Here is a 13,064-nt window from a genome sequence, read left to right on the forward strand (position 1 = left end):
GCTCGGCTCTACAGGAAAGCAATGCCGGCGAAAGGCGTGCCGACCAACGGTCGGCACCCAGCGTCGCAGGTTCACGCCAGCAGCCGCTCCACCAGCCGCTGGTACAGCCCCGGCAATGCCTCCAGATCGGCCACGCGCACGTTCTCGTCCACCTGGTGGATGCTGGCGTTGACCGGCCCCACTTCGATGCACTGCGCGCCCAAGGGCGCGATGAAGCGTGCATCGGAGGTGCCGCCGCCGGTGCTTTCTTCCGGTGCACGGCCGATGTGCTCGGCCAGCACCGCACGCGCGGTGGCACGCAGCGTGCCCTCCGGGGTGTAGAACGGCTCGCCGCTGCGGTGCCACTTCAGCGTGTACTGCAGGCCATACCGTTCCAGCAGCGCGGTGATCTCCGCTTCCAGCTTCGATGCATCCCAGTGCGGGTTGTAGCGGATGTTGAAATCCACCTCGAGCTCGCCGGGAATCACGTTGTTGGCACCGGTACCGGCATGGATGTTGGAGACCTGCAGGCTGGTCGGCGGGAAACTCTCGTAGCCGTCATCCCAGCGCCGCGCACTCAGCTCGGCCAGGGCCGGCGCCGCCTGGTGGATCGGGTTGCGTGCCTTCTCCGGATACGCCACGTGGCCCTGCACGCCCTGCACGCGCAGCTTGGCCGACAGGCTGCCGCGACGCCCCACGCGCAGCAGGTCACCCAGCGTCGCAGTCGAGGACGGCTCGCCGGTGATGCACCAGTCGATGCGCTGGCCGCGTTCGGCGAACAGGCGTGCGACGTGGCGCACGCCATCGATGGCGTCGCCTTCCTCGTCGCTGGTCAGCAGCACCGCCAGCGTGCCGGGATGATCAGGATGCGCGGCAACGAACTGCTCGGCGGCCACCACGAACGCCGCCACGCTGCCCTTCATGTCGGCGGTGCCACGGCCGTACAGCACGCCGTCACGGATCTGCGGCATGAACGGGTCGCTGGCCCAGGCCTCACGCGGGCCCGTCGGCACCACGTCGGTATGGCCCAGCAGCACCAGTACCGGCGCGCCCTGGCCGTGGGTCGCCCACAGGTTGTCGACCTCACCCAACCGCAGGTGATCGCACTGGAACCCGGCCTGCTTCAGGCGTGCCGCCAGCAGCGCCTGGCAACCGGCATCATCGGGCGTCACCGAGGGCCGCGCGATCAGCTCGCAGGTCAGGTCGAGCACCGCGCTCATGCGTCACCCACGCCGAAGCGGGCCTTGAAGCCGTTGTCGCTGAAGCCCTGGCTGACCGTGCCATCGGCCGTGACCACCAGCGGGCGCTTGATCAGCTGCGGGCGCTTGATCAGCTGCGGGTACTCGCGCAGCAGCAGCTTCCATTCGGCCTCGGAATCGGCGGCCTTGCGGTTGTCCGGCAGCTGCCGCCAGGTGGTGGAGGACCTGTTGACCATCGCGGCCAGGCCACCCAGCTGCGCGGCCCACGCCAGCAGCATTTCCGGGCTGGGTTTGTTGTCGCGGTAGTCGACGAAGGTGTACGGCACGCCGAAGCGGTCCAGCCACCTGGTCGCCTTCTTGCAGGTATCGCAGTTCTTCAAACCGTAGACAGTGGTGCTCATGGCCATCTGTGATGCTGGAAAACAGAGGGCCAGAATCTCACAACAGGCGCTCGGACACGACCCGGAAAGGTACTCTTGGCAGCTGGAAGGCCAGCCCCTCGTGCAGCGCCACGCCCATCGCCTGCAGGCGCGGGCACTGCTGTTCGCCTTCCAGCTGCAGCGGTTGCAGCTGCGCGATGTCCACCGGCAGAGCAATGCGGGTGCTGGCCCAGCGCTGGTCGCAGGTGCGGGCGATGGCCTCGTCCTGGCAGGTCAGGAAGCGCAGCAGGGCCTGGTAGCCGCCGAAGGCCGCCGCCCACCCGGCATCGTCCCAGCCCGCAGCGCCCTGCCACTGCAGGTGCAGCGCCGGCGCACTGCCCTGCCCGCCCTCGATCAGGGTGTACCCACCGCCATCGGCGCGCACCACGTGCGCGAAGCGCACCGACAGATGCGGCTGCATGGCATCGCTGAAAGCGCGCGCGCCGGCGACGAAGGCCAGCTGGTCCATCACGTTGCGATCAAACAGCACCACCGGCGTCCCGTCCCGATCGTCGTCACGACGCAGGTACCAGCGCCAGTTGCTCTGCCTGGGAGACGGCATCAGCGAGCGCAGCGGCCCGGCCAGCGCGGGCCCGAAGTGGCCGTGCCGGTAGCTGAGGATGGTGTAGGGCGTGCGTCCGGCATGGACCACGTAGTGATGGCCTGGTGGTGGCATCGGCGCTTGGCGTACGTCGACCCACCAGCTCACGTAGACCACGTCGCGCACATCGCTTACCAGCGCCGGCATCGGCCAGCGCCGCGACAGCGCGCGGCGCAGCCGGGTCCAGCGTGGAGCGTGCAGCAGGCGCGGCAGCATCCGCCCGAACAGGGTGTCGGACGGATGCTGGTAGATCGCGGACTGCGCCAGATCCTCCGGCGCCGTCATCTTCAGTCAGCCAGGCCGCGCAGCAGGTCGTTGACGCTGGTCTTGCTGCGGGTCTTGGCATCAACCTGCTTGACGATCACCGCGCAATACAGCGAATGGGTACCGTCCTTGCTCGGCAGCGAGCCGGACACCACCACGCTGTACGGCGGAATGTAGCCGTAGGTGACCTCGCCGGTGGCACGGTTGTAGATGCGGGTGCTCTGGCTGAGGAACACGCCCATGCCGATCACGCTGTGGTGGCCGACCACCACGCCTTCCACCACTTCCGAACGCGCACCGATGAAGCAGTGGTCCTCGATGATGGTCGGGCTGGCCTGCAGCGGCTCCAGCACGCCACCGATGCCGGCGCCGCCGGACAGATGGCAGTGCTGGCCGATCTGCGCGCAGGAACCGACGGTGGCCCAGGTGTCGACCATGGTGCCTTCGCCGACATGGGCGCCGATGTTGGTGAAGCTCGGCATCAGCACCACGTCCTTGCCGAAGTAGGTACCGCGGCGGGCGATCGCGCCCGGCACCACGCGCACGCCACCACGGCGGAACTTCGCTTCGTCATAGCCGGCGAAGCGCGATTCGACCTTGTCCCAGAACGGCGCCGGGCGTGCATCGACCACCGCCATGTCGTTGACGCGGAAATACAGCAGCACGGCTTTCTTCAGCCACTCATTGACCTTCCAGCCGCCCTGGCCGTCCGGCTCGGCGACGCGGAACTCACCGCTCTCCAGGCCGTCGATCACGCGGTTGACCAGCGGCTTGGTCGACCCTTCCAGCTCGTGCAGGGTCAAGGTGGCGCGGCGCTCGAAGGCGCTCTCGATGCCGAACTTGAGTTCTTCCACGCCTGGTGCCGACGGCTTGCGCAGCGACTTGCGGGCGATGGTTTCGGCGCGGACGGCTTCGGCGCTCCTGGCCGGGGCCGGCTTCTTCACAGCACGCTTCACTGCAGCCGTTTTCTTCGCCGGGGCCTTCACCGCAGCGGCCTTCTTCGGCGCAGGAGTCTTCTTCGCGGCCGGTGCGGCAGCAGCGGGTTTCCGGGCCGCTGCGCTCTTGGGGGTCGCGGCGGTCTTCTTGGCGGGCTTGGTGGCCATCAGGCGGGGTCTCCGGCGTTTCGATCAGGGTCCAGGCAGGCCAGCATCGCGTCATGCAGCTGCTGCCGGGCAGGTTCAGTCAGGGGGAGGTCGTGTTCGTCACTGATCACGAAGGTGTCTTCGGCGCGTTCGCCGAACGTGGCAATGCGCGCATCATGCACGCGCAGGCCCTGGTTGCGCAGCACGAACGCCACATCGGCCAGCAGGCCGGGACGGTCGGGTGCGACCAGGGCAAATCGGGTTGCGCCCGGTTCATCGCGGAACTCGATGCGCGGGGCGAAGCGGAAGTGCCGCAGCTGCCGCGGTACCACCCGGCGCGACGGCCGCAGGCGCGACAGGTCACCGCTGAGTGCCTCGCGCAGTGCCGCTTCCAGGTTGGCACTGCTGCCATCGGCAAAGGTGTCGGCCGGGTTCACTTCGAAGGTATCGAAGATGGTGTCGGCCGGACCGTCCAGCACGCGCGCGCGATGGATGCCGTAGCCCTTGCGGTCCAGGGTCATCACGATCGCGGCAAACAGGCCATCACGGTCGGGCGAGTGCACGAACACTTCCAGCGCCGGGTCGTCGACGCTGATCCGGCGCACCTTCACCAGCGCCTGGCCCTGCTTCACCGGCACCAGTGCGGCGGCCTGCCAGGCCAGCTGCTCGGGGCGCAGGCGGATGAAGCCCTCATCCGGCATCACCGCGAACTGGCGGTCGATGGTGGCATCGTCGTAACCCTGCTCGCGCACCAGTGCGCGCACGCTGTCACGTGCCTCGGCCACGCGCTCGGCGGCCGGTACCGGGTGCTCCAGCCCCTCGCGCAGCGCGCGCCGGGTGGCAAAGTACAGATCGGCCAGCAGGCGGTCCTTCCAGGCATTCCACAGTTTCGGGCTGGTGCCGGCGATGTCGGCACAGGTCAGCAGGTACAGGTAATCCAGGCGGTCGCGGCTGCCGACCAGGGTGGCGAAGCGATGGATCACCACCGGATCGGCGATGTCCTGCTTCTGCGCGGTCACCGACATGCGCAGGTGCTGTTCGACCAGCCATGCCACCAGCTCGGTATCGGTGCCACTGAGCGCATGCGCCTGGCAGAACGCGCGCGCGTCCACCGCGCCCAGCTCCGAGTGGTCGCCGCCGCGGCCCTTGGCGATGTCATGGAACAGGCCGGCCAGCAGCAGCAGTTCCGGCTTGCGCAGGCGCGGCCACACTTCGTGCGCGATCGAGAAGCGCTCGTCGGCGCGGCTGCTGGCGAACTGGCCGATGTTGCGCAGGACCATCAGCGTGTGCTGGTCGACCGTATAGACATGGAACAGGTCGAACTGCATGCGCCCGCTGACCTGGGCAAACGCGGGAATCCACTGGCCAAGCACGCCCAGCCGCGCCATGCGCGAAAGCGTATCGACCGGACGCTGGCCGCGCAGCAGGGCCAGGAACTGCTCGCGTGCATCGGCATCGGCCTGGTCATAGGCCGGCAGCAGCGGCAGCGACTCGGCCAGTGCACGCGCAGTGAGCGAATGCAGGCCGCGTACCTGCGGGTTGTTGGCCCAGCTGGAAAACAGGGCGAACACCTGGCCGATGTCGCCGCGTGGCCAGTCGGCCTCGTTGGCGGCCAGGTAACCACGGCGCAGGGAAAAACCCACGGTCAGCGGCTCCGGCTGGGCCTCGCCGTCGAACTGTTCCTCGAAGCGCTGCAGCAGCCGGTCGCTGATCCGGCGCACCACCAGCGCGGCGCGGTAGAAGCCCTGCATCATCTTCTCGACGCCGAGGTTCTCGGCATCGTCTTCGAAGCCCAGCCGCGCGGCCAGGGTCTTCTGGTAATCGAAACGCAGGCGCTCTTCCGGACGGCGCGCGACCAGGTGCAGGCCGAAGCGCAACCGCGCCAGCACTGCACGTTCGCGCTTCAACGCCGCGGCTTCGTCGGCGCCCAGGTGGCCGAGCCCGACCAGGGCCTCCAGGTCGCGCACGCCGAAGGCACGCAACGCCATCCAGCCCAGCGTATTGAGATCACGCAGGCCGCCGGGGCCATCCTTCAGGTCCGGCTCCAGGTTGTCGGCGGTATCGCCGAAGCGCTGGTGGCGGTTGCGCAGCTCTTCCAGCTTGGCCAGGAAGAAGGCGCGTGCCGGCCACAGTTCGCGGTCGTCGATCGCCTCGCGCAGCGCGCGGCGCGCAGCATCATCGGCCAGGATCGGGCGCGCCTCGATCAACGCGGTCAGCACGGTCTGGTCAGCCGCCGCCTCCCGGCATTGCGATGCAGAACGCACCGCATGGCTGACAGCCAATCCGCAGTCCCACAGCAGCGCGAACAGGCGCGCCAATGCCGCCTCGTGCGCCAGTTGTGCCGGCGGATCGCCGAACACCAGCAGGTCGATGTCCGAACGCGGGAACAGTTCACCGCGGCCATAGCCGCCGACCGCGAACAGCGACAGGCCGCTGTCGGCCGGCAGGCAGCGCTGCCAGGCCAGGCGGATCAGATGGTCGGCAGCGCGCGCGCGCAACGCCAGCAGGCGCTCGATGTTGTCGCCCTGGTCGAAGCGGCGGTACAGGCGCGCGTCGGCCTGCTGCAGCGCCTGGCGCGCGGCAGCAGCCCAATCCGGGTCGTTGAGCGACGCGGCCGGCGTGTCCAGCAGCGAACTCGCCGGCAGCATCTTCAGGAAACCTGCGACTCGCCTGGCGACAGGGTCAGCACGTCCACGCCGGTCTCGGTGACCGCGATCATGTGCTCCCACTGCGCCGACAGCTTGCGGTCCTTGGTCACCACGGTCCAGCCATCCGGCAGCACCTTGTTGTAGCGGGTGCCCTCGTTGATCATCGGCTCGATGGTGAAGGTCATGCCGGGCTGCAGCACCAGGCCCTGGCCCGGGCGGCCGTAATGCACCACCTGCGGCTCGTCGTGGTAGACCTTGCCGATGCCGTGGCCGCAGTACTCGCGCACCACGCTGAAACGCTCGCCTTCGGCGTAGCTCTGGATGGCATGGCCGATGTCGCCCAGGGTGGCGCCCGGACGCACCGCACGGATGCCGCGCCACATCGCTTCGTAAGTGGTTTCCACCAGGCGGCGGGCCATCACCGACGGGGTGCCGACGAAGTACATGCGGCTGGTGTCGCCGTGCCAGCCGTCCTTGATGACGGTGACGTCGATATTGATGATGTCGCCATCCTTGAGCACCTTCCCTTCACTGGGGATGCCGTGGCAGATGACATTGTTGACCGAGGTGCACACGGTCTTCGGGAAGCCGCGGTAGCCGACGTTGGCCGGAATGGCACCCTGCACGTTCACGATGTGGTCGTGGCAGATGCGGTCCAGTTCCTCGGTGGTGACACCGGGCTTGACGTGGGGGGTGACGATGTCGAGCACTTCGCTGGCCAGGCGGCCGGCGATGCGCATCATCTCGATTTCCTGCGGGGTTTTCAGATTCACGCTCATGGCACCCATTATCGCCGATCCGGCCGCAATCTGAACGAACGCCGCCCAACTGGCGATCCGGGCCATGCACGATTCCGGCAAGGAAAGTGAAAGCGTGATGGCCTCCACTCTTGCGCCTGCCTATTTATCACGGATTACAGACACTTACGCCTCCTAAGCTGGACCCACTGTCGTCAAAGCGGCGCCGAACGTGCCGTCTTCGCCTTGTTCAACGGACCTTCGGGTCAGGGAGGTTGTCCATGCGATCCCCAGTTCGATCCCCGCTGACATGGGTCATGGCCGGGCTGCTGCTTTCCAGCCCGGCGCTGGCCGCCGACACCACCACCTTCAACGTCACCCTGGTGGTCACCAAGGCCTGCACCATCACGGCGGCGGCCGCCACCAACGTCGACTTCGGCACGGCGGCCTCGACCACCGCCACGCCCACCCTGGGCCAGGGTACGGTGACCGCGCAGTGCTCGGCACTGACGCCCTACACGATTGCGCTGAACGCGGGCGCCAACGCCGGCACCGCGAACGACGTCACCACCCGGCGCATGAAGAACACCAATGCCGCGGTGACCGCCAACAACTATGTCGGCTACCAGCTCTACCAGGATGCGGCACATACCCTGGTCTGGGGCGCCACAACCGGCACCAATACCCAGGCCGGCATCGGCACTGGCCTGGCCGTGCCCTACATCGTCTATGGCCAGATCCTGAACCTGAGCACCAACAACCCGGCCACCGGTAACTACCTGGATACGGTTACCGCCACGATCACCTATTGATGGAGCACGCCCGCATGGCCGGACCCCGCCCGTGGCGCGCCACCGGCGTGGCGCTGCTCGCCCTGTACCTGCTGGCCCCCGCCGGTGCCGGCGCCACCAGCCTGCAGGTTGCCCCGACCAGCCTGCAGCTGGAAGCCCGCCAGCGTGCCGGCGAGCTGTGGCTGACCAACAGCGGCACCTCACCGGTGACGCTGCAGGTGCGCGTGTTCCGCTGGGTGCAGCAGGACGGCCAGGAACAGCTGCTGCCCACCGATGAAGTGATGGCCACGCCGCCGATGCAGGAACTGGCCGCCGGCCAGCAGCAGCTGGTGCGGGTGATGCGTCCGGACAGCGAGCCACCGCCTGCACAGCGGCACTACCGGCTGATCGTGGACGAGGTACCCGACCTGGCCACCCGTGCCGAGGGCATGCAGTTCGTGCTGCGCTATTCGATCCCGGTGTTCGTGCAGCCTTCGGCCGGCCGCCTGGCCCCACGGCTGCAGGCGCACCTGGTGAAACTGGCGGACGGCCGCAATGGCGTGGAAGTCGCCAATACGGGCGACAGCTACGCACAGATCGCCGATCTTGCGCTGGGCAGCGCCGCGCGCCCGCGCATTGTCCATCCCGGGCTGCTGGGCTACGTGCTGCCGGGCCAGGTGATGCGCTGGCCGATCGAACGCACGGCGATCGACCGCGACAACGACCAGATCACGGCCAAGCTCAATGGCGAGTCGGAACAGACGCCACTGTCGCCCCCACCGGCTCGCTGAGGCGTTGATGGGCGCGCTGTTGGCGGCCCTGGCTCCCGCGGCGACCGAGGCCGCCGATGTGTCCGGCGTGGCGGCCGTTGATGTATCCGGCGTGTCGGCCGATGCCATCCTGCCTCCCCCGACCCCGCTGACCGCCAGCCAGGCGCTGTACCTGGATGTGTCGCTCAACAGCACCCCGCGCGGCCTGCTGCCATTCACCGAGAACCGCGGCCGGCTGCAGGCCAGCCCTGAAGTGCTGCGCCAGCTTGGCTTCAACGCCAGCGGCGATGCGCCGGTCTACCTGGACCAGATCAGCGGTGCGGTGGTGCGCTATGACGCGCACATGCAGACCCTGGCACTGGACGTGCCGCTGGACCAGCTCATCCTGCCCACCACCGTGCTCAGCCGCCCGCAGACGCGCGCGCCCACCGGCAACGCCTCGCCCGGCGCGCTGCTCAACTACGACGTCTACGGCAGCCGGGTGGACACGCTCAGCAACCTCAGCCTGAGCGCGGAGCTGCGCGTGTTCGGTATCGGCAACGGCACCTTCGAAAACACCGCCATCAGCCGCCGCTACCAGCAACCCGGCGACCGCCATTGGCGCGGCGAGAGCGTGCGCCTGGACACACGCTGGAGCCTGGATTTCCCGGACAGTGCAACCACGCTGGAGGTCGGTGACTTCTACAGCGGCTTCGTCGACTGGACCCGCCCGGTTCGCCTGGGCGGCCTGCAGATCGGCCGCAACTACGGCCTGCAGCCCTACCGCGTGCTCACGCCCACGCCGAGCTTCCTCGGCCAGGCGGTGGTGCCCTCCACGGTCGAGCTGTATGTCGATGGCCTGCGCCAGTACAGCGGCCAGGTGCCGGTCGGGCCCTTCCAGCTGGCGGCGCAGCCCGGCATCAGCGGCACCGGTAACGCGCAGGTGGTGGTGACCGATGCGTTCGGCCGCATGCAGACGCTGGATTTCAGTTTCTATGGCACCCAGCAGCTGCTGGCCAGGGGCCTTTCGGACTGGTCGGCCGGCGTCGGCCACCTGCGCGAGGACTTTGGCCAGCGCTCCTTCGCCTATGACGATCGCACGGTGGCCAGTGCCAGCTGGCGCGGCGGTGTCACCGACACGTTCACCGGCGAGGCGCATGCCGAAGGCGGCGGCGGCCTGGCCCAGGCCGGTGTCGGTGGCTGGTGGCTGCTCGGCGCCGCTGGCGTGTTCAATGCCGCCTATGCGCACAGCGGCTACCACGGCCTGCAGGGTGGGCAATGGGCGCTGGGCTACAGCTGGAACAACCGTCGCTTCAACGTCAATCTGCGCAGCGTACGCAGCCACGGCGACTACCGCGACCTCGGCGCGCTGCAGGGCAACCTGCCGCCGAGCATCAGCGAGCAGGCCACGCTCGGCCTGGACCTGCTGCGGCTGGGCACGCTCAGCGCCAGCTATCTGCGCCTGCGCTACCCGGATGGAGACGACAACCGCTATGCCAGCCTGTTCTGGTCACGTACCTGGAGCCAGCGCTGGTCGGCCTATCTTTCGGTAAACCAGAACCTGGACCGCAGCGACGACCGCAGCATCTACCTGTCGGTGACTGCCAGCCTGGGCAACAACCGCCAGGCCAGCCTTTCGAGCCAGCGCAACGGCGACAGCCAGAGCTGGGTGGCGGACGTGACCCAGCCAGTGCCGGGCGATGGCAGCGCCGGCGGCGTCGGCTGGCGCGCGCAGCTGCGCCACGGCGAGGACGGCAACGGCGGCCTGGCCGAGGTCGGCATCCTCAACGATGTCGGTCGCTACTCGTTCGGCGCCTCGCGCCAGGATGGACTCAACTATGCCTACGCCAGCGCCAGCGGCAGCCTGGTGTGGATGGGCGGGCACACCTTCGCCACGCGCGAGGTGTCCGATGCGTTCGCGGTGATCAGCACCAATGGGGTGGGCGGCGTCCCGGTGCGGCTGGAGAACCGCCTGATCGGCGTCACCGATGATCGCGGCCTGCTGCTGGTCAGTCCGTTGCTGTCCTGGCAGCGCAACCGGGTCTCGATCGACACCCTGGACCTGCCCGAAGACATGCGCGCCGACCGCATCGAGGACTGGGTGACCCCGCGCCAGCGCGCCGGCACCCGCGTGACCTTCCAGCTGCGCTCGCGGCCGTCACTGAGCCTGACCCTGCTGGCAATGGACGGCCAGCCTCTGGAGGTCGGCAGCGAGGTGCGGTTGCCCGATGGCCGCCAGGCTACGGTCGGCTACGACGGCCTGCTCTATCTGGAAGACGTTGCCGCCGGCAGCGTGCTGTACGTCACCACCAGCCGCGGCCCCTGCCGCGTGAAAGTGCCGGACCTGCCCAAGGTGGTGGCGTCCGGCGCACGGCCGAAGCCGGCGCCGCAGCAGTGCATCCCGGAGGTGGCGCCATGAGGGTGCTGCTGCTCGTCCTGCTGCTCTGGGCCGGCCTGCTGGCAGCGGCGCCCGCCGGTGCCACCGCGGTCTGCACGGCGGTCGCCAATCCGACCCTGCCGTTCGGCAACATCAACAGCAATGCACCCGGCCCGAGTACGGCCAACCTCAACATCACGGTGACCTGCACCACCGCCGCGCTGAGCCTGCTGGCCACCACCGGCGTGCGCGTCTGCGTGGGCATCGGCGCAGGCAGTGGCGGCGGGAGCAGTTCCACCTTCCGCACGATGGCCACCTCCAGCAGTGACACCCTGAATTTCCAGCTGTACAACAACGCCAGCTTCGGCCAGGTCACCGGACTTGTGCCGCGCGGCACGCCACCTGCGCAGGAACTGACCATGACCTACAACGTGCCGCTGGTGACGGGCGGCAGCGGTGCGCAGTCCATACAGCTGTTCGGGCAGATCCCGGCCAACCAGATCCTGGCCTCCGGCGCGTACAGCAGCACCTTCAGCGGGGCCAACGTGGTCCTGACCTGGGCCTGGAACGAAGTCCTGCTCGGTACCGCCACCGTGCCCGCCACCTGCAATGGCGGCGCCACCGGCACCAACAGCGCCAGTGCAGCCTTCAGCTTCACCGCCACCGCCAACGTGCTGCCGCAATGTGGCAGCTACGTCACCACCACCATGGACTTCGGCAACGTCACCGGCGGCATTCCGGCCAACATCGACCGGACCGCCACCCTCACCCTGACCTGCCTGAAGAACACTGCCTTCCAGGTCGGCCTCGACAACGGCCAGAACAATCCCACCGCCACCACCACCCGGCGCATGGCCACCACCCTCGGCGGAAGCACCTATTACCTCGCCTACGAGCTCTACCAGGACTCGGCGCGGAGCCTGCGCTGGGGCAATACCCTGACCGTCGACACGGCCAGCGGCACCGGTACCGGCAGCGCGCAGCAATTGACCATCCATGGCCGGGTGCCACCGGTCAGCGGCCAGCCGCCGGCCGGCACCTACAACGACCTGGTGACGGTGACGATCACCTACTGACCGGCGTGCCGACCAACGGTCGGCACCCACCGGACGAAGGCCGTGCCGAGCGCCGGCTCGGCGCTACAGTTCCGGCACATCCCGCCGATACCGCGCAGCAAGTCTTTCAGCATGGTGGATGGCAGGTGGTTCGCACATTCCTGATCGGGGCGATGCTGGTCGCCAGCCTGCCGGCATGGGCCGAACCCAGCAGCCCCCTGCAGATCCGGCTGACCGTGGTTGAATCCTGCAGCGACGATGGCGGCGGCATCCGCTGCCCGGCACCGCACCAGCGCAGTGACGCACCCCAGGCGCCGCGCCAGGTCCGCGAGCTCGCACCACCGGCGACGGACGGGAACGCAACACCCTCCGTGACCCTCATCTACTGATGCGCGCGTTGCTGATCCTGCTGGCACTGCTGCTGGCACTGCCTGCCGCAGCGCTGGAGCTGTTGCCGACCACCCTGCAGCTGCCGGCCCAGGGCGGCAGCGCCGAACTGTGGTTGCACAACCCCGGGCCCGGCCGCTGGCAGGGCCAGGTGCAGGTGCTGGCGTGGGATCAGCAGCTGGACGCCGAACGACTGCACCCCAGCGACCAGATCCGGGTCAGCCCGGCGCGGCTGGACCTGGCCCCCGGCAGCACCCAGCGCGTCTGGCTGTTGCCGGGCGATCCGCCAGCGGCGGCCGCTGAACAGGCCTATCGGGTCGTACTGGCACCGACGTTGCCGGGGTTGCCGCGCTATTCGCTGCCGCTGTTCCGCGGCCCAGCGGGGCCAGCACTGCAGGCCCGGCTGCTGGGCCGCGTCGAGGCCCACGGGTCTCTGGCCGTACTGCGACTCAGCAATGCCGGTACCCTGCACGGCCGCCTGCACGATCTGCGCTTCATCACGGCGGACGGCCAGGCAACGCTGCTGACGGCTGGCCTGGCCGGCTACATTCTTGCGGGCCATGAACGCCGCTGGCCCCTGCCTGCCCGCGCCGATGGCTATGCAGGCGGCCGCTTCCAGGCACGCCTGCAGGACGGCCGCGAGGTCGATCTGGCCGCAACTGACCCTGCAATTGCAGCAAGCACCCCCAGCGGGCTATAATCGACCGAATTCCTGCCGCCAGCGTGCGCGGGAACCCGTCCACACCGGACGTCACCGGTGAATCCACACCTGCTGCCCCCATCCGTGCCGGGGTGCT

At 68.7% G+C, this 13,064-nt stretch carries 12 protein-coding genes; 6 read left to right on the forward strand and 6 right to left on the reverse strand.

Annotation, left to right across the window (positions count from 1 at the left end; genetic code table 11):
- Positions 1-71 precede the first annotated feature (71 nt).
- The 6 genes from dapE to map are packed head-to-tail and all read right to left on the reverse strand — an operon-like array spanning position 72 to position 6,980.
- Positions 72-1,199 (reverse strand): succinyl-diaminopimelate desuccinylase, encoded by a 1,128-nt coding sequence (gene dapE / locus AC5P6H_RS09980; RefSeq protein ID WP_032956857.1) that lies wholly within the window; start codon positions 1,197-1,199, stop codon positions 72-74.
- Positions 1,196-1,585, reverse strand: a complete 390-nt coding sequence (locus AC5P6H_RS09985) for a Spx/MgsR family RNA polymerase-binding regulatory protein (protein ID WP_495202571.1) — start codon at positions 1,583-1,585, stop codon at positions 1,196-1,198. Before AC5P6H_RS09985 ends, dapE begins: the two co-directional genes overlap by 4 nt.
- A gap of 31 nt (positions 1,586-1,616) precedes the next feature.
- On the reverse strand, positions 1,617-2,483 hold the full coding sequence (locus AC5P6H_RS09990) for a hypothetical protein (RefSeq protein WP_495202572.1): 867 nt from the start codon (positions 2,481-2,483) through the stop codon (positions 1,617-1,619).
- A 2-nt stretch (positions 2,484-2,485) separates the two neighbouring features.
- Positions 2,486-3,565 (reverse strand): 2,3,4,5-tetrahydropyridine-2,6-dicarboxylate N-succinyltransferase, encoded by a 1,080-nt coding sequence (gene dapD, locus AC5P6H_RS09995; protein ID WP_014646511.1) that lies wholly within the window; start codon positions 3,563-3,565, stop codon positions 2,486-2,488.
- Positions 3,565-6,174 carry a [protein-PII] uridylyltransferase gene (locus AC5P6H_RS10000; RefSeq protein WP_455750064.1) on the reverse strand — a complete coding sequence of 870 codons (2,610 nt, stop codon included), beginning with the start codon at positions 6,172-6,174 and terminating at the stop codon, positions 3,565-3,567. The genes dapD and AC5P6H_RS10000 overlap by 1 nt, the downstream gene beginning before the upstream one ends.
- Before the next feature lie 20 nt (positions 6,175-6,194).
- On the reverse strand, positions 6,195-6,980 hold the full coding sequence (gene map / locus AC5P6H_RS10005; protein ID WP_005412748.1) for a type I methionyl aminopeptidase: 786 nt from the start codon (positions 6,978-6,980) through the stop codon (positions 6,195-6,197).
- 230 nt (positions 6,981-7,210) lie between these two features.
- Here map and AC5P6H_RS10010 point away from each other — a divergent pair, with 230 nt between their 5' ends.
- The 6 genes from AC5P6H_RS10010 (at position 7,211) to AC5P6H_RS10035 (ending at position 12,967) form a co-directional block, all read left to right on the forward strand.
- Positions 7,211-7,741: a Csu type fimbrial protein gene (locus AC5P6H_RS10010; RefSeq protein WP_032956855.1), complete on the forward strand. Its 531-nt coding sequence runs from the start codon at positions 7,211-7,213 to the stop codon at positions 7,739-7,741.
- The gene (locus AC5P6H_RS10015; RefSeq protein WP_049403820.1) at positions 7,741-8,490 is read left to right on the forward strand and encodes a fimbrial biogenesis chaperone; all 750 of its coding nucleotides are present in this window, start codon (positions 7,741-7,743) and stop codon (positions 8,488-8,490) included. The genes AC5P6H_RS10010 and AC5P6H_RS10015 overlap by 1 nt, the downstream gene beginning before the upstream one ends.
- Before the next feature lie 7 nt (positions 8,491-8,497).
- On the forward strand, positions 8,498-10,867 hold the full coding sequence (locus AC5P6H_RS10020; protein ID WP_495202573.1) for a fimbria/pilus outer membrane usher protein: 2,370 nt from the start codon (positions 8,498-8,500) through the stop codon (positions 10,865-10,867).
- Positions 10,864-11,901 (forward strand): Csu type fimbrial protein, encoded by a 1,038-nt coding sequence (locus AC5P6H_RS10025; protein WP_495202574.1) that lies wholly within the window; start codon positions 10,864-10,866, stop codon positions 11,899-11,901. The genes AC5P6H_RS10020 and AC5P6H_RS10025 overlap by 4 nt, the downstream gene beginning before the upstream one ends.
- A gap of 152 nt (positions 11,902-12,053) precedes the next feature.
- The gene (locus tag AC5P6H_RS10030; protein ID WP_032956850.1) at positions 12,054-12,269 is read left to right on the forward strand and encodes a hypothetical protein; all 216 of its coding nucleotides are present in this window, start codon (positions 12,054-12,056) and stop codon (positions 12,267-12,269) included.
- The gene (locus AC5P6H_RS10035; RefSeq protein WP_227863795.1) at positions 12,269-12,967 is read left to right on the forward strand and encodes a fimbrial biogenesis chaperone; all 699 of its coding nucleotides are present in this window, start codon (positions 12,269-12,271) and stop codon (positions 12,965-12,967) included. The genes AC5P6H_RS10030 and AC5P6H_RS10035 overlap by 1 nt, the downstream gene beginning before the upstream one ends.
- The last annotated feature ends 97 nt before the right edge of the window (positions 12,968-13,064 follow it).

The sequence above is a fragment of the Stenotrophomonas sp. YJH_SMC_110 genome (genome assembly GCF_059369255.1).